Source organism: Streptococcus sp. SN3 (assembly GCF_030439905.1).
The window spans coordinates 96,875-117,960 of record NZ_JAQFJF010000008.1 but is presented as its reverse complement, the minus strand read 5'-3'; the positions used below and the strand labels follow the sequence as shown (position 1 = coordinate 117,960).

The window sequence follows — 21,086 nt, the reverse complement described above, 5'->3', positions numbered from 1 at the left end:
AAGTTAACGGCCAGACTCAGGATATAGGACTGGATGGTCTCTGACTTCCCAGATCCGGTTGTCCCGGCAATCAGCCCGTGCGGCCCGTGAGCCTTTTCATGCAGGTTGAGGTAGACCAAGTCTTCTTTCCCCCGCAGGCCGATAGGCACCGCCAAGCTCTTATACGGCGCATTCTGTTGCCACTTTTGCAAGACTTGCAGGTCTGAGAAGGTCTCTGCCCCATACATCTCCATAAAGGTCACAGTATCAGGGATTGAGCTCTTGAGATTCTGTAAGTGATTGAGCGGCGCCAAGGTCCGAGCGATTCGCTCCTTGTCATAGTCTTCTGGGAAATGATCCAAGCGGAAGTCAATCTCTCTAAGGATTCCCTCTTCCATGACCAACTGCCCAGTGTTGCGGTCCTTGATATTGACAACTGTCTTGATATTCTCAGACAGCGAGCTCATCACATCCTGCACGAAGATGAGCGAACAGCCCAGGTCAGTCGGATCCTCTGTGAAGAACTCCATGATGATATGGTCGAGAATCAGCTTTTCATCTGTGACCAATACCACATAGTGAGGACTGTAGAGTGTCGTCTCCTGACGGGTCGCTTCTTCCTTCTGTGCCTTGCGCAGTTTTAGTATTTGGTTGAGACTGTTTAGGACCTGATCGTGCGTCCGTTGGTTATAGACAAAGCCACGGACGTTCAGCTCTTGCAGAGTCGCATGCGGCAGCCAGCGCAGCCAATCCCACTGATCGCGCTCCTCCTCTGGCATGATGGTAATCACCTGCACATCGTGGTAGGAATGAAATACCGCTAACTGCATAACCAAGAGCTGGAGCTGTTCCAGGACCAGATTGCGCGGACCGATATAACCGACCGGTCCATGGCTAAGATTAGCTACGATAGGAAGATCGGGAATTTTCTTATGCCGAGTGTAGAGAGCATAGCCCTCCTCTTCCAGCGCATCTTTCTTTCCACTCCGCTCCTCTTGACCATAGGTCAGCTTATAGGAGGTTGGCACCTGGCCAAGTCCCAAGCGATAGTAAAGAAAGTCAAAGTGAAGCGGTGTCTTCTCGTAGATGCGGTGGCTGTAGTCTGTCACCAGACCTGTCAGTTCGTTAATGTTTGGGAAATGGTAAAGCATGCCATCACGCTGCTCACGTTCCAGCTTGTTTAGCTCAATAGCCTTGTCTTTTAGATAGAGGTGATAAAGATCGATGCGCTCTTTCTTGTCTTCCTTGAACTTCTTGCGGTTTTTGAAGAAACCGCGCACCGAAAAGATAGCACTGGCGATTGACATCGTCACCGTAACGAGGATATAAATCCCCCGCGGCTGAACCAGTGTAATTAGCACCGTCACCCCAACCATGAGAAGTGGCGGCACAATCAGTCTCAAGAGTTCATCATTGGGCTTTTGAGGCTCCTTGCTTGGCGGAGCAATCTGGATCTTGTCCTCTGAACTCCGATAGATAATCCGCGGTGAGCGGTGATAGTCTGGATAGTCTGGATAAAAACCATGGCGAGAAGCGCCCCGCAAGGTCAGGTTAGAACTGACCGTAGCTGGACCCGTCACCCAGATTTCTTCTGGATAGACCTTGAGGCAGATACCTTCCAAGCTTAGCTCGTCGCCGGCTTCCAGCTGAATTTGGTCCCCTGTCCACTCAACGTGATTGAGGTAGACTTGACCTCGCATCTTGGTCAAAATCCAAGAATCATTTGTTCGCTTCAAGAGCAACTCCAAAGGTGCTTCCAGACTGATAGCTGCCCCCTTCTGGTCGCTGATGAGCAACTCTTTTCTGTCCAGTAAGTCATAAACGGCCGGTTCTGAATCAGATTGATACAAGGTCAGATTACCCAAGGTCAGACCGTCAGTTACGACACCCGTTTCTTCCCCCATCTGATAAAAGACTTGCCCTTCAGCTAGCTGAAGCTGGATAGGAGTCTCCTGATGAGGCAGGTAAAGCTGGGCCTTCTCACTAGCTGCTAAGAGAACTTTCTTGTCCTCTGTCAGCTGCAGCTCATAGCGCAGATGGTCTGTATAGATGATGATTGTCTTGCTCATACTTACTCCTTCGCGCTACTGCTAGATGACGCTTCACTGCTGGAGGAAGAGCTTGCTCCTGAAGAACCTTCCTCGCTAGAAGCGCTTGAGCTAGAATCACCAGTTAGAAGCTCCTTGCGGCTATCCCAGTATTTCTTATACTCGCCTTCCAAGGACTCAAGCTTAGTCTCCCGATCCTTACCAGACAAACTATCGTCCTCACGCACTTTTTTCATCTCCTGCGTCAAGGCATAGATGATCAGATCTGAGTCATTAATCCGTTTGGCTGTGTCCAAAGCATCTTCAAAATCATTACGTCCAACTTGAATCCAGTAATTGAGATACAAATCATCTGATTTCAGTGTGACATTGTTCAGGATGACCTTACGCTGATCATCGGAAAATTCCAAGCCTTGGATATAAGAGTAGGCTAGTTCATATTTCTGTGTATTCGGCAGACTCTTAGGAGAGATTCCTTCCAGCTCATCGATGACCTTACTGTAGTCCACTTTGATGAAGGCAGTATCCGCCTGTAACAGCTTCTCCTTGAAAGGATTTTGTATGAAAATCAGATAAATCAAAGGAATGGTCAAAATCACAACAGCTGCTGTCAGCCAGATGGTCGCCAGTTTGAAAATCTTATGCTGGCGCTTGGAGACTAGTGTCTGCTTCTCTGCTTCTTCTGCAGCCTTTTCCTGATAGGATTTCTCCAAAACAGCAACCGCATCTTCCAGACTGTCAGCCTCACGCAGTTCCACTAGGAAATCTGGCAGAGTTTCTAGCTCCAACGAGCCCTTGTAAAGCTCCATAAAGTCCAGATCTGCAAAGAGCGTCACCGCAAAGCACTTGGCCTGGCGCAAAAAGTCCTCCCGAGAAATAGCCTGAGGTGTCATGATGCCGGGAACTCCGCGATAAGCAATCTTCGCCTGCGCATCCTTGGTAATAAAGAGATTGCTAGGATGCAACAAAAAAGTAACCGGCAATTCCAGTGCCGCTTCTAGAGCAAAAACATTAAGAGCCAGACGAATCCGCTCAGAAATCGTGCGCTTTTCAATCTCTTCCTTGGACAGCCCCAAAGGCTCAATCTGATAGGTGAAGTAGACACTATCGTGGTCGGCCTTAGTCTCCTGTTCCAAGAAAAGCGGATGGTGCAGGTCCAAAAGCAAGAGCTCCCGCAAATCTTGCGTTGCTACATCCGAACGCTTCAGTGTTAGGCTCCAATTCTTGTCATTTTTTTCATAGATAAACTCTTGTTCAGCAAATACAAATTTTTCCTCAGTCACCTTAAATCTCCTCAATCTCTACTAAATCTCCTGTTGTGACTGGATAATCAGCCAAAACCTTGCCCTCATCCAGTATCAGCCCCTTGTTAATAATCCGCAGCTGATACTTATGGCGCTTCCCTTCGATATTGAAAATCTGATCAATCTCCCGAATGAAACGACGGACCTCAATCCGCTTAGGAATGCGAATATCCACGTCCTTATCCCGCAAACGGAGGGTGATGTTGATATGTCCTTCCATTTTATACTTCTCCCTTACTGATACGATAGCTGACAAAGACAGTCATACTGACCAAGAGTATGGCTGCTACAAAGTAGACTACTCCTGGCAGAAAATCATCCCAGCTGCTTTCTTCATCGCTTTTCAAACTCGTCTGCAGCTTGGACAATTTTTCCGTTCCCGGCTGAAAAAGCTCCTTGGAATGGTAAATATCCGTCGGCCCCTGTATAGCAGAAAACAGTTGTCCCGCTTCTGTGGCCAACTGTTTATTTTGATACTGCTTCATTTCCTGAATTTTTTCCTGATTCTCAGCAACGAAAAGAGACTTGGTGCCTTCCGATTGTGCACCAAAGTTCAGTTCTTGCTCTTTTTCAATCCGCGAATTATCTATCTGCAGGCGATTATCCTTTAGCTCATCTGCGGCGACAGCCGTCACCGCAAACGAACTTAGAAGTAGGAATAAAAACAGAATTCTTTTCATACTCTTTTAAACTTCCTCAGTTTTTAATGTTCTAGTCTTGATAAAGATATTAGCTGCAACTAGCAGAGCCAGCAAGACAATCAGACCAAAGATGGCAAAGAAGCCAGCGGTCTTGCCGTCAAAGTAACCTGACAGCATGCCTTCTAGCACAGACAAGGCATTCAAACTCTTGATAAAGGCCGGGAAGCCAGTCAGACTAGCTGTCGTACCAATAGCATTAGATAGGTAGACAAAGCTGATAATCATGAAGAAAGCTAAGCCCATGCCCATCACGCGCAGATGCTTGAGGAATAAATACTGCCCCTGAATCAAGACAAAGCTAGCAACCACAATCAACAAGACCCAAGATGGAACATATTCCTTGCCGATATGAAGCTGCATGCTGGAGACAATCCCAATGACCAGACCAATCGTCAGAGACAGGAAGCCTAGAATGCCCACAGTCATAATATCTGTATCTTGTAGTTTATTAAGCTTAAAGCGATCTTTAACCTTGCGCACAATATTTTGCGTTGCAAAGATATAGGCCGTAAAGAGACTAACAACCTCCAACAAGAGAATCCAAGTAAATGGACGGTAAACATTGACAGTCGCTTTGACAGATGAAGAAGACTGAGCAACTGGATTAGACAGGAAGTCCAGTAACACTTCATTAGGAACCCCGTTCTCATAGGCATTATTAAGAACCTTGACAAAGGACTCCACAAAGTTGCCATTATCTTCCAATTCCTTATTGAATTGCCCCATCAAACTTTCAGCATTCGCAGACAATTTCTCTGTCGTTCCTTGTGCATTTTCCAGTTCACGATTGAAGCTACTGAAGATCTGGTTGACACTATCAGCTGCCTGCACATTGGTCTGTGAAGAAGACTTAACACCAGAAGTTGAAGACAGCAAGGATGAGAATTCTGAATTCAGAGATGACAAATCAGCATCCGTCTTATTCAGTGCATCAGTAGAGGATTCTCGTGAAGTCCTCATGCTTTCCACCTTCTCTGTCAATTGAACATACAAAGCCATCTGCTCCCTCATGCTGTCTGTCAGGGCCTTATTGCTATCTTCAATCTGTTGAAGATTAGCTGTTAAGTCTGGTCCCAATTTGTTCAGCTCACTCAGAGCATTATCCAATCTCTCTTTAATGCTTCCATTTTCTTCAGTTTTTTTCTGATTATCTTGATTTTGATTCTTATTATCTTGATTATTAGCTTTTTCAATACTGTCCTGATAGCCCTTAAGGTTGCTTTGAACAGCATCAAACATCAGATTAGACAAAGCCTTGGAAACATCTTCATTTTTGAGTTTGACAAAAGCAGAATAGACATCCATCAGATTTTTAGCATTTTGATAAGCAGAAGAAAGTTCTTGGACTTTAGCACCGTATAAAGCGGCAGCTTTTTGAGCTTCCTTTACATTCACAGGTGCGCTAGCAACCGCGACGCCATTTAAAGAAATATCAATTTGGGTATCGAATGGATTGGCTACAGCATCACTAGCCACACTGTATTGAACAGAAAAACTACCATTTGCATCTAAGTCAATCGCCTCACCAACTGTTACTGGTTTCCCATTGTAAGTAATAGAGTTAACTGTTACCCCAGCTGGTGAATGAACAGAAACAGTAGCTTTGCTGCCGGCTTGGCCACTAACCTGATCGGTAGTAGAACTGGCTGCTTGATTTGCCGCAACTGCTAGTGCTCCCAATTCATCAGCTCCATTTCCTTTTGCTCCCCCAAACTGCTGAGCCGCTTCATAATCAAAACCATTCATCGAAACAGAAAGTTCGAATTCCTTTTCAGCAGGATAGTTTTTTGGTACAGTCGCCAATGCTGCGATTATTTGGTTTCTCAGAATCTCTTCATAGCTATTGAGGGCAGTCGAACCATCCCTTCCGAGCAATGTTTCCAAAGTAATTGATGTATTTTCATCGACACCATAGTAGGATGCTAATTTTGTCTTAACAAATCCTTCAATGTTTTCTTTAGTTGTATGCTCATCCAATTTAGCACGTTCAGCCTTCAAACTATTTGTTAAAGCTGTTATTTGATCATTAACATCTCCAGTTAGTTGTGCATAAGACTTATCTGCACTTTCGGAAGAACTCAACTGCTTTTCCAATTCTTTAAGTGTCGTCTCCATTTTAGCATAAAGCTCTTGAGTATTATTATGGACAACTTTTTCGTCCATTTCCATCAGTTGCTTCATAAATGCGGCATAGTTAACTTGGTCATCCGCTCGCTGTTTGAGAAGACTATCAAAATTCTTTCCATAAGTGGCCTGAGAGTTATCCAAGTCGTCAAAAGCCTTAGCATAAGTCTCCAGAGTCGTCTTCAGAGAGTTATTGGCTTCGACAGATGAGGCAGACATACTAACCAACGTTGGGAAGATATTCTTAGACCCAATAGCAGACTCCAACAAGTTGGTTCGATAATTGCCAATATTGGTAATTTGCACCTCTGAACTAGCCTGCACATTTTGCTGGGCTGTATAAAGATTGCTCAGGATACTAGCCATATACATATCAACCAACTGGCTATTCAAATCCGCGATAATATCCTTAGCTAGATTATTAGCTTCATTTTCAATCTGCTGATTTCCAGCAGCATTGACCTTATAAGTGACGATTGTCCGATCTGCGCTGATAGCATTAACATCTAGCACCTTCTCTGAAAAGTCACTTGGAATCGTTACGACCAGTTGATATTTGCCATTTTCGAGACCAGTATCCGCAGCTCCACGCGTCACAATATACCAGTTTTGAGAGTCATCTCGTTCCAGATTCTTGACATAGCTAGCACCAAGATTGTACTCTTTCTTGTCAACCTTGACAGCCCGATCCTCATTGACAACCGCAACATTCAGTTTAGTCTTTTGGTCTGTTTTGATCTTGCTGTCTCTAGCACTGCTTGTATTCTTTTGCACTGCGACATTCAGCGTCACTACTGCAGCCAGCAAGGCGATAACCAAAACAACGTTTCCTATATACTTAAGTAATTTTTTATTTCCCATGGATGTAAATTTCTTTTTCTTTTTAAATTTCTTTAGTTTATTGTTACATAAAAAAGCACACAGAAAGACACAAACAGCTCTAACAGTCTAATTCAGATATTGATTCAGATTGTCAGAGCTTGCCTTTACATTGCAGCGATTTTCTTATCAAACATGAAAGAAACTGCCATTTTTTCATTTTTAATCTTTACAAAAATAGGAAGGCTCTTGCCTTCCTAAAGCCGTTATAACAAAATTAGTGAATTTGTGCAGCGATATCTTGGTCAGTTTGCTCAACAATGTCAGCAACTTTAACCAATTGAGCATTAATATCTTGAAGCAAGGTTGCAAATTCTCTGATTTTTGGAGTCAATTCATTGAATTGTGCTTCAAAGCTATCAAATGCAGAACCATCCCAGTTATCTGAGATAATACCTTGTTCACGAGTCAATTCATTAAGAACTTGAGTTACATTTTCAGAACCTTGAGTGTATCTTTGCGCAGATGTGCGTAAATCTTCTGGAGTTAATTTAATTTGTGCCATAGTTGTTTCTCCTTTAGCAAATTTATATAACGGGCACATTATATCAATAATCACTTTATGTTTCAAGCTTTTAATGATATTTTTTTCAAAAATATGTTGACACATTGTCAACCCGTTTCGTCGAATCTTTTGATACTATAACGTTTATGCCTGTTAGACTCAAGCCTTTAAAACCCCAATTTCTCAAAAATAAGCTGATAGTTTTCTTGGATTTGGTCTAGGCTAACAGTAATCTCTTCACGATTATGGTTGTTCTTAACAGTCACCTGACCGCTTTCCACTTCGCTTTCACCCAAGGTGATAAGAGTTTTGGCCTTAAAGATATCTGCGGATTTGAACTGAGCCTTGAGCTTGCGGTCAAGATAATCCCTCTCTGCTGCAAAGCCCTGTGCGCGGAGAGCCTGCACTAACTCCAAAGCTCTTCCATTGGCACTAGCTCCTAGAACAGCTACATACACATCCAGAGCGGTTTCAATCGGCAACTCTACTCCTTGCTTGTCAAGTACGAGAAGCAAACGTTCTAAGCCCATACCAAAGCCAACACCTGGTGTTTCAGGTCCGCCAAAGTAAGCCACCAGCCCATCATAACGGCCGCCAGCACAAATAGTCAGCTGACTGCCAGCCACCTCTGTCGTAAACTCGAAAATTGTGTGATTATAGTAGTCTAGCCCACGAACCATGTTGGTATTGATAACATAAGGAATCTGTAAGGTCTCTAGCATAGAACGAACAGCCGCAAAGTAGGCACAGCTTTCCTCATCCAGATAATCCAGAATAGACGGAGCACCTTCAACAGCGACCTTATCCTCGGGCTCTTTAGAATCCAGCACGCGCAGCGGATTCTCCTCCAAGCGCCGTTGGCTATCGGCTGAGAGGCTAGCCTTCAGTGGAGTCAGATAATCAATCAAGGCCTGGCGGTAAGCAGCTCTGCTCTCAGGATTCCCCAGCGAGTTAAGCTCCAAGCTGACATTGGTAATACCAATATCCTTGAAAAATTGAGCCGCCATGGCAATCATTTCTACATCTGTAGCAGGATTGCTAGATCCAAAGCACTCTGCACCAATCTGGTGAAACTCCCGCAGACGGCCAGCCTGAGGCCGCTCATAGCGGAACATAGAGCCCATATAATAGACTTTGACAGGCTTTTGCACTTCAGGAGCAAAAAGTTTATTCTCTACATAAGAACGCACCACAGGCGCTGTCCCCTCTGGACGCAGCGTGATATGACGGTCGCCCTTATCATAGAAGTCATACATTTCCTTAGTCACAATGTCTGTCGTATCCCCGACAGAGCGGCTAATGACTTCATAGTGCTCAAAAATTGGCGTACGAATTTCACCGTAATTATATTTTCTAAATGTCTTGCGGGCAAAGTCTTCTACATACTGCCACTTGGCTGATTCCTGAGGAAGAATGTCCTGAGTTCCTTTAGGTTTTTGTAATTTCATCTTCTGACCTCCGCCTTCTTTAGTACTTATATTCTATCATAAGTCCGCCATTTTGAGGAGCCCGAAAGGGATTTTTCATTTGGAAGAACTAAATCCGTTTTCATGTTCCAAAATAGCTTGAAAAAAAGTCTGAATTGTGAGAAAATAAAAACAATTCAACTCAGATAGAAGGGAATAGCCATGAGAGACGATATCAAAATCAATGATCGAGCAGCTGCAATTCAGGATAAGTTGGTGGAGAAGCTCGAGCGTATTTACGATCCGGATGTAGAGCTGGATGTCTATAACTTAGGGCTGATTTATGAAATCAACTTAGACGAAAACGGCCACTGCAAGGTTGTCATGACCTTTACCGATACAGCCTGTGATTGTGCTGAGAGTCTGCCCATCGCCATCATGGACTCTCTTAAGAAAATTGAAGAGATTGAAAGTGCCTCTGTCGAGGTTACTTGGTCTCCTGCTTGGAAAATCACCCGTATCAGCCGCTTCGGCCGCATTGCTCTGGGAATCAGTCCTAGATAAGAAGGAACTTAGTTTATCTACATTTAAAATAAAAACACCAAACCCGCTAGAAAAACTAGCGGGTTCTTTTGTCATATATAGGCTATTTCTTACCTGTTTCTTCTGGTTTCCAGAAGTCAGTAACAGCACCTTTAGCGGCAGACGATACCATGTGAGCATATTTACCAAGTACCCCGCGACTATAAAGCGGTGGGATAGTTGTTTCTGCCTTACGTTTCGCCAGCTCTTCGTCAGAGACTGCCATGGAAATTTCCTTGGTATCTTGGTCAACCGTGACCATATCGCCCGTACGAAGATAGGCAATCGGGCCGCCATCCTGAGCTTCTGGAGCAATGTGTCCAACAACCAAGCCATAAGTACCGCCTGAGAAGCGGCCGTCAGTTAGAAGGGCCACCTTGTCCCCTTGACCTTTCCCTACGATGATAGAAGAAAGTGACAGCATTTCTGGCATACCAGGGCCACCCTTTGGTCCAACGTAGCGAACTACAACCACATCACCATCGACCACTTCATCGGCCAGTACCGCATCAATAGCGGCTTCTTCTGAGTCAAAGACCTTGGCTGGTCCAACGTGACGGCGCACTTTAACACCAGAAACCTTAGCAACAGCGCCGTCTGGAGCCAGATTACCATGCAAGATAATGAGCGGACCGTCTGCACGTTTTGGATTTTCAAGCGGCATAATGACCTTTTGACCTGGTGTCAGATCAGCAAATTCCGCCAGATTTTCTGCTACCGTCTTACCTGTACAAGTGATGCGATCACCATGCAGGAAGCCATTTGCCAAGAGATATTTCATCACAGCCGGTACTCCACCAACCTCGTAAAGATCTTGGAAGACATACTGACCTGACGGTTTCAAATCAGCCAAATGCGGTACCTTCTCTTGAATGACATTAAAGTCATCAAGTGTTAGCTCAACATTGGCCGCGTGCGCCATGGCCAGCAAGTGCAGAGTAGCATTTGTAGAACCACCCAGAGCCATAGTCACTGTGATTGCATCTTCAAAGGCTTCACGTGTCAAAATATCAGACGGCTTCAGCCCCATCTTCAGCATTTTCACAACAGCACGACCAGCTGCTTCGATATCCTCTTGCTTGTCTTTAGACTCAGCAGGGTGAGAAGAAGAGCCTGGCAGGCTCATGCCCAGAACTTCAATAGCCGTCGCCATAGTATTGGCTGTATACATACCGCCACAGCCACCAGGGCCAGGGCAGGCATTACACTCAATGCGTCGTACTTCCTCAGCAGTCAAGTCACCATGGTTCCATTTCCCAATTCCTTCAAAGACAGAAACCAAGTCAATGTCATTGCCGTCCAGATTCCCCGGCGCAATCGTTCCGCCGTAGGCAAAGATAGCAGGAATATCCATGTTAGCAATGGCAATCATGGAGCCTGGCATATTTTTATCACAGCCCCCGATGGCTACAAAGGCATCCACATTGTGCCCGCCCATGGCAGCCTCGATGGAGTCTGCGATGATATCGCGTGAGGTCAGAGAGAAGCGCATGCCTGGCGTTCCCATGGCAATCCCGTCCGCAACCGTAATAGTCCCATACTGGACAGGCCAAGCTCCCTCTGCTTTGATACCTTCCTTGGCTAGCTTGCCCAAGTCATGCAAATGGATGTTACAGGGTGTATTTTCCGCCCAAGTGGAAATCACCCCAACAATAGGCGTTTCAAAATCTTTATCAGTCATCCCTGTCGCACGAAGCATGGCACGGTTAGGAGATTTTACCATACTGTCATAAATCTTACTTCTGTGACGAATATCCTTATCTGTCATAGCTTTCCCTTTCATTGCAGTAATCTTTGTGCTTTATTATACCACACTTAGGCTGTATTTTACAGAGGAAAATTTTTAAATTTTCAGAATTTTTCAAAAAATGAATTTTCCTTAAAAATAATAAAATTCTAAAAAGTGCGAACCAATTTACCCCCACGGATATCCAACACAATCACCTCAGAATTCCCGCCTATACCGCTACCAGAACGCTCTCTCAAATCATAGCCTACTAGGTAATAACCATCCCAAAATTGACTGTAGTCTAACTTTTTAAGCTTTTGAAAAAATACTCCGGAGTACTTATCTCTAGCTTTCTCATCATCATACAAATCATCAACTAATAGCTCATAGTTCACTCGAAGCTGCAGAGTATGTTTTTGCAGATAAGACTCGACATCAACATTATAATAACCATTGAGAGGCAGGCCTTTCTGCCTGTTCTTTTGGAAATCCTGAACTAGCTCTGCTTGCCCAGCATCCAGCATTTCTGAGGTTATTTGATTATCATCCTGATGAAGCACTTCCATTGTTTCACCTGAAATTTCTTTTAAAGTCAGATCCTCATCTTCTAGCTTTTTGAAGACCGACTTCATTTTCTTAAACTGCTTCTGAACATAAGTCTGCTGCCACATGGCTTCTAGCTGAATGCTATCATCTAAGCCAGTTTCAGTTTCCTCAGGCACGGGACTTAATCTTGAAGCTTCGTATTGCTTGGTTGTCGGATCATAATCCACGCTATCTGAGAAGGTCAAAAGTCTTCCATCAATCTTTTCTTTATAGCTAAAGTCCATGGTCTCACCATAACCTGCCGGTCTATCGTAGTTTTTGACTGTCACTTTCCCCTTGTATCCCATTCTTTGGAAATCCATAGTCAGATGCTTTTCCACTTCTTTCATAGTTTGATAATCACGAAAACTTTTCACCCCCCAAAAGACTAAAATAATACACATGATTCCCAGCCAGAATAGACTAAGTAATTTTAATGCTGCTTTCATAGTCCGCCTCCTTTGTTCCTATTATAGCATACGGAAAAACCGGTTTCTTTTAAAAACCTAAGCAGAAAAGATTTAAAAAAATCTGTCAAGTAACTTTACTTTACAAAAAAGTTTTGTTATACTGTTAAAGTTGATGAAAATCATCAAATTGAATCGAATTCATAATCTAAAAGGAGAAACAAACAATGGCAGTACCTGCACGTCGCACTTCAAAAGCGAAAAAAAACAAACGCCGCACTCACTACAAAGTGACAGCTCCAACTGTATCTTTTGACGAAACTACTGGTGATTACTCACGCTCTCACCGTGTATCCCTTAAAGGATACTACAAGGGCCGTAAGATTGCCAAAGCTGCTGCAGCAGAATAATAGAAGGGAGCTACCATGCGCGTAAATATCACACTTGAACACAAAGAATCTGGTGAACGCTTGTACCTTACTTCTAAAAACAAACGCAACACACCAGACCGTCTTCAATTGAAGAAATACTCACCAAAACTTCGCAAGCACGTTGTGTTTACAGAGGTTAAATAATTGAGATAAAGAAAATCCTTTGAAATCAACATTTCAAAGGATTTTTTCTTTTGATTTTAGCAAAATAACTGAATTATAACTGATTAAAATTTGAATACATAAAATTTTGATATAATTATCATAAGAAAATCTTTAAAGGTAGATAATATGAAAAAGACAAACAGAATCAATTTCACTAAAAAAATTTCCGAAGTTTCCAAACAAATTGAAGAAGTCAAAATCACTTGTTTTTATATGTTGAGTACTGACTTATACAAAATAGACAATAATAATTTAACAGAAATAATAATTAAGAAATTTGAAAATCATCCTGCTACAATTATGACATTAATAGCAACCGACAATAAAAAACTTTTTCAAAAAAAACATAAATCATGGAAAATCCCCAAAGAGTTACGACATTTAAAAAGCGAGGTAGACGAGAAAACAAATTACTATTTAGATTTATATTTTACAAAACTAGAAAATGCAAAACAAAATTATCTATCCGGTGCTAAATCTAACCAATTTGTTAAATTTGTTTTTGCACCTCTGATAGAATTAAGTTTAGAAGATGAATTACATTTTTTCTTTGTTACGCTCACTATTTTTCAAAACGGATCAATAATAATAGAATTATTTGAGGACTTAAGATCTTCATTCTATGCTATAGACTTTTTCAGTTCCTATACAAAAATGAAAGCCAAAATGTTTCCTGATTTCAAACAAAAAAGTCGAATATATTCTTATAATTCAAGTCAACAACTTTTTGACATTTTAAATTACATTAAACAGGAGCTGTCATCTATAAATGGAGGAATACAATTAAGTGAACGTTACTTTTTCTTACATTTTATCACTAATATGAACGAAATGAATAAATTAGATTTCTTTAAAAAAGATAAATTATACACTCACATGGTTAATGCAGCTCCAAATGTTCCAGCAGATCCATTTTCTAAAGAACGGTCAAAACATTATTTAACAAACTACTTTGATTTAGATTATATTAATTATATAAACAAAGGTGCAAATTATATCATATGGAATAACGACAATCCTAATAATTTTGAATCTAATTTTCTAAAACAAGCTAGCTTCTTTTTATCTTCAGCTACTCCGTTCTTTCAGTTAGTTTGTCTAGATGAAACTATTATGGACGGACTCGAAAAATTTCAACTTTCAAATGATAAACAGCTAATTAAATTTAATGAGTGGATTCACAACTATAAAAGATCTTCTCTTTTTATCTATCGAATCAATCATCGAGCTGTTTTTGACTTGTTTACTCATTTACAAAAGAACTCTTACTTTAAGCATGATGAATATATAGAAAAAATTAAGCAAGAAGAATTCAATTTATTAAAAAAGCGAAACCAATTTAATGAGTTACAAAAGAATAGAATTATGGAAATTATGCTTTTCATTGTTAGTTCGGTTTCTGTTCTTCAGATTGTAGATATTTTTACTAATAATATTAAAATTTTATCAATAAGTGCTTTGATTACTATCCTTTTGGCTATTGGAATACTAATGCATAGAAATCATAAATGATATTTAAAACCTTTGAAATGTTGATTTCAAAGGTTTTTTTATTTTGGCTTCAATTCCTAATTAATCAACACACTTAATAGCAGGTCTCGAAAAGAATTATTCCTCCTCTTTCTGTCTGAGTTCAAAGAGATCTTCTACTTTTAGATTGAAGACTTGAGCAATTTTGAGAGCCATTTCCAGCGAAGGGTTGTAGCGGTTATTTTCCAAGTGCAGAATTGTCTCGCGCCGCATACCGATGCGGTCAGCTAGCTCCTGCTGAGTCATGCCCTTGGATTCGCGAACGGATTTGAGATTAGTGATAATCTTGCTTTCTTTGGCCATGATCATCCTCTCCGTTCTAAGATAAGATAGACAACTGCAAAGATGCAAATCAAGGCAGCTATGCTAATAAAGATCTGGCCCATGTAAAGAGTGAGAGACCCCATGTATCCAATGATAACTGCTAGGATCATCAGTGCGCCTAGTATAAAAACAAACATCAAGCTAGCTGCCTTAGCTAGATTAGCATAGAAACGTTCGTCTGGAGTTTCCTTGACATTTTTCAAAGAGAAAAAACCAAATACAATTGCTTCAATAACGAGGCCAACTCCCAAAATCCATTCCTTAATGCTGGATCCTTCGCTTGGGGTCGCAACCCAAATTCCTACTGTATAAAAAATGGTTGCTGCAAACAAAAGCATCGTGTATAGCTTAGCAGACAAGTCAAAAATAGTCTTTCCCTTACCTTTCTGACTCTTATGAGGCCATGGTTTCATGTGCAGCCAGCCCCAAATAGCTACAATCTGACCTAATACTGAAATACCAACAATAATCAACTTGGGTCCCCAACTAAGATTAGAACTAAATAAAACAGTAAAATCAATAAAGAGAGCTGCGGCAATCATCGCAATGAGACCACCCGTTTTTTGACTATTTTTCATGATAGACTCCTTTCCTTGTGTTAGAAATATTTAACACTCTTTATGTTATAAATATATCACACAGCGATTTGGAAATCAAGTATTTATGTGCTAAGGTGGCAATTATTTGAAAAAATTCTATAATAAAAGCTCTCGCCAGATAAATAACTAGCAAGAGCTTGTGTTTCTATTGACTATTCATAGAGTAGCAAAGTCCCTTATTCCATCTCTCTGAGATAGTTCAAAGCTTCGTTGAAGGTTTTGACAGGGACGATTTTCATTTTACTCTTGATTTTGATAGAAGCACGAAGTGCCTCATGGTAGTTAGAGCGCAACTTGGGATTGTACTGGGCAATATCGGCATCAATGGTGTCATCAGGGACAAAGAAAATCTCCGCGCCTGCCTTATCGGCAGCCATGACCTTCATCTCTATCCCGCCAATCCGGCCAACATTTCCCTTGTGGTCAATCGTTCCAGTACCAGCAATAGTTTTTCCTTTAGTAATGTCTTCAGACACGAGCTGATTGTAAAGCTCCAGACTGAACATGAGTCCACCAGAGGGACCTGCTACACCGTTGCTCTTAAACTCCGTCAGAGGATTCATGGCAACACTAGCTTTAGAACCCAATTCGATTCCCAAACCAGGTTTACCAGTTGTCTCATCCACAATTACAGGACCGCTAGCCAAACCGATTACACCATTTCGACTGTACTCAATTGATACCACATCGCCGACTGTCCGCTGTTCCATCTGATCAACGATGTCGTATGGGCTAGTGTAAGTCTGATTGTCAATCTTTAAAATCACATCGCCTTTCTGCAGCTCCTTTGACAGAGGTGTCTCACTGCTGATGCCACCTACGTAAATCTCTTTATGTCTAATCTCAACTGTACGACCAGCAGCCTGATAAGCCACTTGCAAGGCATTGAGATGGGAAGATCCCATAGTGCTGTTCTCTCGCTCTTCCCGTCCCTTTTCCTTATCGAAATAGTTTTCAGGAACAGAGACATACTCTGTTTCCAGCCTGTAATTAGGCAGCAGAGTCAAAAAGAGACTGAACACTCGGGCCTTGGAAACACCAACAGCCATGACATAGATTTTACCTTTTCCTTTATCAGTTCCTCCTTGAACTTGGACAAAGTCTTTGGCATTCAAAGCCGGCCTCACGGTCTCTAATTCATAAGGGAGAGGAATAAAGCCTATCCCAGTTAGCACCAAAGCTGTTATTAAGATTCTTGTTACTGATTTCATACCCTTCCTCTTGTTTCTATTAAGTATTGTCTGGTCTTTCTACTTCCTAAATTAATCACCAAAATCCACCACTTCGGCATCATTTTCCATCAGAGTATCAGCAAAAACTGTCCGAACAACCAGAACAAATACACAGTAAAAGCTACTGAAAACTAGGACAGGAATCATCTGAATCAGGTCAAGTAAATCATCCAGTTCCCCCAGCAAGGGACCAATATACTGCCTTATCAGATCCATCAGGAGATGAGTACCCAAGCCAATCATCCCACCAAAAGAAGCTAGAAAAAAGCTGAGCAGAACATAACGACCCCTGCGCTCCTTCATCAGCAGGACTGACTTTCTCAAACAGCCATAAAAAGAAAGCGGCTTGGCCAGATTGTCTCTTGAGCTAGTATCCTGAATGATATAAGACAGCAAAAAGAAGTGCGAATCAACCAGATAAGTGAAGAGCAGGTAAAAGACCATGAACAAGAAAGGAAAAAGAAACTGGAAAATTACAATGGCCTCTGGACTTACTGCTCTCCGATAAAAGGCAAAGAGACTAGCCACCCCAAGATTGATGCCAATTGCCGACCAACCCATGTACAGAATCAGAACCTGGACTGCACTGACAATGAAGGAATAAAAGAGGCGAGTAAGCAAGCCATCTGAGATACTGTACCAAACCGCATAGCCAAAATAGAGCTTAACCATCTGCGGATTTCGTATCACTGTCAAGGCAAATTTATTGACATAAGCAAAACCGAAGGCAATTATAAAAGCCAAACAGGTCAAGACTAAAATGGACCGGTAAGACCAACTCGAAACCAGCGGAAAAAGAAACCAGCCCAGCACTGCAAGCGGGATTCCGACCAGCAAAAGGCCTTTCAGCCAGACAAAATAATATTCTGTAACAAAAATCCAAGCTTCTCTGAAAACCCTTGTTACTTTTACATCATTCATCGTTCATTATCCTAAATCCTAAAACCCTTTCTAATTTTTTCATAAATATTAATCTCCAAAATTAACTATTTCCCGATCATAAGACATCAGGATGTCAGCCATGACCGAGCGGGCTGCCAAGGCATAAATCAGCAAAAAGCCATTTATCATACTAACAATCATTCCCACAATATTAGACACGCCAGCACTAAAAAGTAAACTCAAAATTTCTATCAGACCCAATACTACAGGAATAAGCTTTAAGACAAGCTCTACCAGTAAGTAACGCCCCCTCTGACCATTCATACAAGAAAAGGACTTGCCCAAGCTGCCAAAGGCTGACAGAGGACGCATTAGGTTATCAGAGGAGTTGGTATCTTGAATAATATAAGGCAACAAGAAGAAGTGAGAGACTATAAAATAACTGTAAAACAAATGGAATACCAAGTTAAACATTGGTGCTATCAAAAAAAGCAGGAAGAGCATACTAGCCATCTTCTCTGGGTTATTTGCAACCCAAATAAGCCCAGTTCCTATAATCTCTTGAAAATTTGCATCTGACATCAAGGCATTATAGAAGTATACAAAAAGAAGTAACATAGCCAAGAAAAACATGAAGACGTAAATAGACATAGAAAGCAAACGCCCAAAAAAGCCATCAGAAATACTGTAGCCAACAGCCCTCCAGAAGTTTCTTCGCACCATCTGCGGATTACGAACCATGGTCAAGGAAAACTTATGGATATAAGCAATCACAAAAGAACATAGAAATCCCAGCAGAATTATACTTGGAAGAAATGTAGAAGTCAATGGAGAAAAAAATAGAATTAACAGCCCCAGAATAAAAAACGGCAGTTGAATGATAGCAAGCCCTGCTGTCCATACAAAAAAGTAATCAACAGTCAGTCCCCAGGCTTCCTTTAAAACATCGCTTACATCAAACTTTCTTTTCATAAATCCCCTAATTAAGTCATTTTTCGCCATAAAAGACGATGTCGCAGAAGCAAGTTTTTATTTTTTAGTCCTGAGAGGATGATTAGGAATTTTTAGAGCCTCAAAGAGCAAGAAAAACCCCGTCAATAACCTCACCAAAAGAAATTCTTTCTATAATAAAGCAAGCTGAGACACGATTGTCCCAGCCTCCTTAACCTTTTTTCAAAAAATTTCGAATACGAATCATAATCTTGCTTGACCAAGTTTTGTCAGATGCGTATCTTACATTGATAGCAGCCATGCTCTTACCATTGTAGAACTGACCGCCAGGCTTGAGATAGTGCTCGCTGAGATAGCGGGCAACGGTATCTATACCATCATCAAATGTTGCGAAATTTCCTGCACTGGAAAAAGGACTGGAGTCATAAGCCATAAAACCAAACAGGTTGTGCTTGGCTTGAGCAATCTGACTGCGGCCGTAATCCGATTCGTGAATAGCCAGCCCTACGAGAAAAATTGCATTAACTCCATGATCTTTCTCTGCTTTTTTGAAAGCTTTTCCCAATCCAGCCATCGGTGTGCCAGCCAAACGACTATCAATGAAATCGGCTGACACTGTGCTTGGCACTGTTACATCTTCTGAAAAGACGACTGCTCCTGTCTTCTTGGCCTGAAACTGATCTGACACCTGCACTAAAGACGGATCCAAACTGGCCTTTTCATTTGCCGCTAGGCGGCTGACAGGCAACACACTGCCTGAAAGGACAGTAGCTGTCGCTAATGCTATGATAACTTTTTTCTTCCTAAACATTTTTTCTATCCATTTCTATTGTCGCTTTTGGTTTCCTAGATTCCTCCCCAGAAATATAGGATGACCGCCATGATACTCATAGCAGGACCAAAAGGGACTTCTTCTTTCAACTTAAATTTGAATTTCTTAAAGATGGTTGCGATTAAGAGAATAGCTCCAGCCACAAAGAAAGAACCATATCCCAAAATCAGCGTATTCAAAGGGCTAAACCAACTGCTCAGGGCAGCTAAGTAAAGGATGTCTCCCATCCCGAAAGCCTCTTTCTTGTAATAAGCCTTGGCCCCAAAATAAATGAGAGAGTAGAGACCAGCGCCGACTAGCAGCGAAAGGAGCAGGTCCCAATTAAACTCATTGGTAAAAAACGTAACAGCCATACGTCCCAGCCAGAAAACCAGCAGAACCGAGTCCGAGATGTACTGAGTATCAAAATCGATATAACCGATAATGAGACAAAGCGAAACCAAAAGACAGGCTGAAACAACCATCCATGGCCCCTGATCTTGAAAGATCAGATAAGAGGCCAACCAGAGCAGACCCGTCAGGAGCTCCACAATGAGATAGCGCGGTGAAATCGGCTCCTTGCAGTGCTTGCATTTAAAGCCCTGCATGATAATCGACACAACCGGAATCAGTTCCACCGAAGTCAAGACATGACCGCAGGACGGGCACATGGACCGACCTTTGGCAATGCTCTTTTCCAGCGGCACACGGTAGATGACGACATTGAAAAAGCTCCCAAATACGACACCTAATATAAATACTAAACTTGCAATCATAATTTTTCCCTTTTTATACTCTTTGAAAATCTCAGGTAACAATGTCAAACTTCGACTTCCCTTGAGTATCACTTAGATGCCAGAATGATGGATACTTGTCCCTCCTCCAAACTTAATGAAAATACCATATCTGTTTCTGTATTGTTTTGAATGGTCAATTCGGTCAAACCTTCAGCAGGCGTTCCGATGTTGAAATACTGTCCTCGATAGGAAATAACATTGGTCCGTGAAAAGGCGAGCTGCTGAATGGCATCTATAATCTGCTCAGCACCCTGACCGTAAACTTCTTTATTATCCTTGCCCTTGACTGGCAGATAGCCAGACTCCGCATTCAAAGCTCCCAGCAACTCTGAGATAGACTTGGTCTCGCCAGGAGCCAAGTAAACATTCTGCAGCTTATAAAAGGCCGTTTTCATGTTTTGAGCTTGGGCAGCGTTGGTCGGCAGTGGTACTTCCTTACGCTCTATAAAGTGCGTATATTGGCTCAGAAGCTCACTTTGATCTTCTGCTTCGACAGGCATACTCTCAACCTTGACATCATCAAATTTACCAGTCTTGGCAATCTCCTCAGATGCTTGGATAAAAGCAGCAGGGTCAATCTTATAGCCATTAGACTTGTCTCCCACCTTTACATTAGACTCGCCGTCCATGACCAGGTGATTGGTCGTTGGAAGCTGACTGAGAACATCGGGATGGGCAGCTAAGACATCGTTTAAAGGTCTAAGCCAAAAAAGACGGTTAGGATAGATGGAAATCTGTAGATTTTCCTTGGTATCGAAAAACGGTGTAAACTTATCCCAAACTGTCTTGGCTGAAATATTATCCAGCCGCTTAAGCTCTTCTTCTGTGAAATAGCTCAATCCTAAAAAGCGCATATCTACAGAGAAGTGTTGCCCCGTAGACAGCTGAAAAGTCGCCTTATAGGGCAGTTCTCTGTAAACTTCAATCTCAGCTTCGCTCCGAGAGCGAACCTTCATAGAGGGACGGCCATTGATACTCAGGTCAATCGTTGGATTAAAGACAAAAATGACATAAAATAAACTACCCAGCAGAAAGGCAGCAAGTGTCGCTGCTGGAAGTAGTTTTTGATATTTTGATGAAACCTTTCTTTTTCTTCTTGACATGAATCTCATCCC

General features: G+C 42.0%; 21 protein-coding genes. 4 read left to right on the top strand and 17 right to left on the bottom strand.

Annotated features, from left to right (window positions below; all coding sequences use genetic code 11):
• From PCY71_RS12725 to hisS, 7 genes are all read right to left on the bottom strand, one after another.
• A partial coding sequence (locus PCY71_RS12725) for an FtsK/SpoIIIE domain-containing protein (RefSeq protein WP_301412703.1) occupies positions 1 to 2,048 on the bottom strand: 2,048 nt, incomplete at its 3' end.
• A gap of 2 nt (positions 2,049 to 2,050) precedes the next feature.
• Positions 2,051 to 3,310, bottom strand: coding sequence for a type VII secretion protein EssB (gene essB / locus PCY71_RS12720; RefSeq protein ID WP_080980261.1), 1,260 nt, complete (start codon positions 3,308 to 3,310; stop codon positions 2,051 to 2,053).
• A gap of 1 nt (position 3,311) precedes the next feature.
• Positions 3,312 to 3,551, bottom strand: a complete 240-nt coding sequence (locus PCY71_RS12715) for an EsaB/YukD family protein (protein WP_002894139.1) — start codon at positions 3,549 to 3,551, stop codon at positions 3,312 to 3,314.
• A 1-nt stretch (position 3,552) separates the two neighbouring features.
• Positions 3,553 to 4,011 (bottom strand): type VII secretion protein EssA, encoded by a 459-nt coding sequence (gene essA / locus PCY71_RS12710; protein WP_002901864.1) that lies wholly within the window; start codon positions 4,009 to 4,011, stop codon positions 3,553 to 3,555.
• A 6-nt stretch (positions 4,012 to 4,017) separates the two neighbouring features.
• The gene (esaA, locus tag PCY71_RS12705) at positions 4,018 to 7,017 is read right to left on the bottom strand and encodes a type VII secretion protein EsaA (protein WP_048773775.1); all 3,000 of its coding nucleotides are present in this window, start codon (positions 7,015 to 7,017) and stop codon (positions 4,018 to 4,020) included.
• A gap of 235 nt (positions 7,018 to 7,252) precedes the next feature.
• Positions 7,253 to 7,540 (bottom strand): WXG100 family type VII secretion target, encoded by a 288-nt coding sequence (locus PCY71_RS12700; protein WP_032909143.1) that lies wholly within the window; start codon positions 7,538 to 7,540, stop codon positions 7,253 to 7,255.
• A gap of 167 nt (positions 7,541 to 7,707) precedes the next feature.
• Positions 7,708 to 8,988, bottom strand: a complete 1,281-nt coding sequence (gene hisS, locus PCY71_RS12695) for a histidine--tRNA ligase (RefSeq protein ID WP_002908262.1) — start codon at positions 8,986 to 8,988, stop codon at positions 7,708 to 7,710.
• Positions 8,989 to 9,168: 180 nt separating this feature from the next.
• Between hisS and PCY71_RS12690 the strand changes: the two genes are divergently transcribed.
• Entirely contained in the window at positions 9,169 to 9,510 is a 342-nt protein-coding gene (locus tag PCY71_RS12690; RefSeq protein ID WP_048773772.1) for a metal-sulfur cluster assembly factor, read from the top strand.
• A gap of 82 nt (positions 9,511 to 9,592) precedes the next feature.
• Here the strand turns inward: PCY71_RS12690 and ilvD are convergent, their stop codons facing one another.
• Entirely contained in the window at positions 9,593 to 11,296 is a 1,704-nt protein-coding gene (gene ilvD, locus PCY71_RS12685; RefSeq protein ID WP_032905356.1) for a dihydroxy-acid dehydratase, read from the bottom strand.
• Between the two features lie 128 nt (positions 11,297 to 11,424).
• Complete coding sequence (locus PCY71_RS12680) at positions 11,425 to 12,291, bottom strand: hypothetical protein (RefSeq protein WP_002908268.1); 867 nt, start codon at positions 12,289 to 12,291, stop codon at positions 11,425 to 11,427.
• A gap of 185 nt (positions 12,292 to 12,476) precedes the next feature.
• Between PCY71_RS12680 and rpmF the strand changes: the two genes are divergently transcribed.
• The 3 genes from rpmF (at position 12,477) to PCY71_RS12665 (ending at position 14,357) form a co-directional block, all read left to right on the top strand.
• Entirely contained in the window at positions 12,477 to 12,659 is a 183-nt protein-coding gene (rpmF, locus tag PCY71_RS12675) for a 50S ribosomal protein L32 (RefSeq protein ID WP_002908270.1), read from the top strand.
• 15 nt (positions 12,660 to 12,674) lie between these two features.
• Positions 12,675 to 12,824, top strand: coding sequence for a 50S ribosomal protein L33 (rpmG, locus tag PCY71_RS12670; protein WP_001265622.1), 150 nt, complete (start codon positions 12,675 to 12,677; stop codon positions 12,822 to 12,824).
• A 147-nt stretch (positions 12,825 to 12,971) separates the two neighbouring features.
• Positions 12,972 to 14,357: a hypothetical protein gene (locus PCY71_RS12665; RefSeq protein ID WP_002908272.1), complete on the top strand. Its 1,386-nt coding sequence runs from the start codon at positions 12,972 to 12,974 to the stop codon at positions 14,355 to 14,357.
• A 96-nt stretch (positions 14,358 to 14,453) separates the two neighbouring features.
• On the opposite strand, the gene PCY71_RS12660 is transcribed toward PCY71_RS12665, so the two are convergent.
• The 8 genes from PCY71_RS12660 to PCY71_RS12625 form a co-directional block, all read right to left on the bottom strand.
• Positions 14,454 to 14,678, bottom strand: a complete 225-nt coding sequence (locus tag PCY71_RS12660) for a helix-turn-helix transcriptional regulator (protein WP_009659184.1) — start codon at positions 14,676 to 14,678, stop codon at positions 14,454 to 14,456.
• Positions 14,679 to 14,680: 2 nt separating this feature from the next.
• On the bottom strand, positions 14,681 to 15,277 hold the full coding sequence (locus PCY71_RS12655; RefSeq protein ID WP_009659207.1) for a membrane protein: 597 nt from the start codon (positions 15,275 to 15,277) through the stop codon (positions 14,681 to 14,683).
• Positions 15,278 to 15,474: 197 nt separating this feature from the next.
• A complete protein-coding gene (locus tag PCY71_RS12650) occupies positions 15,475 to 16,509 on the bottom strand; it encodes a SepM family pheromone-processing serine protease (RefSeq protein ID WP_002899613.1) in 1,035 nt (344 codons plus the stop codon).
• 51 nt (positions 16,510 to 16,560) lie between these two features.
• On the bottom strand, positions 16,561 to 17,451 hold the full coding sequence (locus PCY71_RS12645; RefSeq protein WP_009659195.1) for a hypothetical protein: 891 nt from the start codon (positions 17,449 to 17,451) through the stop codon (positions 16,561 to 16,563).
• 48 nt (positions 17,452 to 17,499) lie between these two features.
• Positions 17,500 to 18,414, bottom strand: coding sequence for a hypothetical protein (locus tag PCY71_RS12640; protein ID WP_032905357.1), 915 nt, complete (start codon positions 18,412 to 18,414; stop codon positions 17,500 to 17,502).
• 160 nt (positions 18,415 to 18,574) lie between these two features.
• Entirely contained in the window at positions 18,575 to 19,174 is a 600-nt protein-coding gene (locus tag PCY71_RS12635) for a glucosaminidase domain-containing protein (RefSeq protein WP_002894168.1), read from the bottom strand.
• 35 nt (positions 19,175 to 19,209) lie between these two features.
• Complete coding sequence (locus PCY71_RS12630; protein ID WP_032905358.1) at positions 19,210 to 20,022, bottom strand: A24 family peptidase; 813 nt, start codon at positions 20,020 to 20,022, stop codon at positions 19,210 to 19,212.
• A complete protein-coding gene (locus PCY71_RS12625) occupies positions 20,019 to 21,083 on the bottom strand; it encodes a VanW family protein (protein ID WP_032905359.1) in 1,065 nt (354 codons plus the stop codon). Before PCY71_RS12625 ends, PCY71_RS12630 begins: the two co-directional genes overlap by 4 nt.
• Positions 21,084 to 21,086 lie beyond the last annotated feature (3 nt).

Bases quoted from the DNA above. Each gene is read 5' to 3' on its own strand.
- PCY71_RS12715 (WP_002894139.1), bottom strand. From the start codon at position 3,551: ATGGAAGGACATATCAACATCACCCTCCGTTTGCGGGATAAGGACGTG.
- essA (WP_002901864.1), bottom strand. From the start codon at position 4,011: ATGAAAAGAATTCTGTTTTTATTCCTACTTCTAAGTTCGTTTGCGGTG.
- esaA (WP_048773775.1), bottom strand. From the start codon at position 7,017: ATGGGAAATAAAAAATTACTTAAGTATATAGGAAACGTTGTTTTGGTT.
- PCY71_RS12700 (WP_032909143.1), bottom strand. From the start codon at position 7,540: ATGGCACAAATTAAATTAACTCCAGAAGATTTACGCACATCTGCGCAA.
- hisS (WP_002908262.1), bottom strand. From the start codon at position 8,988: ATGAAATTACAAAAACCTAAAGGAACTCAGGACATTCTTCCTCAGGAA.
- PCY71_RS12690 (WP_048773772.1), top strand. From the start codon at position 9,169: ATGAGAGACGATATCAAAATCAATGATCGAGCAGCTGCAATTCAGGAT.
- ilvD (WP_032905356.1), bottom strand. From the start codon at position 11,296: ATGACAGATAAGGATATTCGTCACAGAAGTAAGATTTATGACAGTATG.
- PCY71_RS12680 (WP_002908268.1), bottom strand. From the start codon at position 12,291: ATGAAAGCAGCATTAAAATTACTTAGTCTATTCTGGCTGGGAATCATG.
- rpmF (WP_002908270.1), top strand. From the start codon at position 12,477: ATGGCAGTACCTGCACGTCGCACTTCAAAAGCGAAAAAAAACAAACGC.
- rpmG (WP_001265622.1), top strand. From the start codon at position 12,675: ATGCGCGTAAATATCACACTTGAACACAAAGAATCTGGTGAACGCTTG.
- PCY71_RS12665 (WP_002908272.1), top strand. From the start codon at position 12,972: ATGAAAAAGACAAACAGAATCAATTTCACTAAAAAAATTTCCGAAGTT.
- PCY71_RS12660 (WP_009659184.1), bottom strand. From the start codon at position 14,678: ATGGCCAAAGAAAGCAAGATTATCACTAATCTCAAATCCGTTCGCGAA.
- PCY71_RS12655 (WP_009659207.1), bottom strand. From the start codon at position 15,277: ATGAAAAATAGTCAAAAAACGGGTGGTCTCATTGCGATGATTGCCGCA.
- PCY71_RS12650 (WP_002899613.1), bottom strand. From the start codon at position 16,509: ATGAAATCAGTAACAAGAATCTTAATAACAGCTTTGGTGCTAACTGGG.
- PCY71_RS12645 (WP_009659195.1), bottom strand. From the start codon at position 17,451: ATGAATGATGTAAAAGTAACAAGGGTTTTCAGAGAAGCTTGGATTTTT.
- PCY71_RS12640 (WP_032905357.1), bottom strand. From the start codon at position 18,414: ATGGCGAAAAATGACTTAATTAGGGGATTTATGAAAAGAAAGTTTGAT.
- PCY71_RS12635 (WP_002894168.1), bottom strand. From the start codon at position 19,174: ATGTTTAGGAAGAAAAAAGTTATCATAGCATTAGCGACAGCTACTGTC.
- PCY71_RS12625 (WP_032905359.1), bottom strand. From the start codon at position 21,083: ATGAGATTCATGTCAAGAAGAAAAAGAAAGGTTTCATCAAAATATCAA.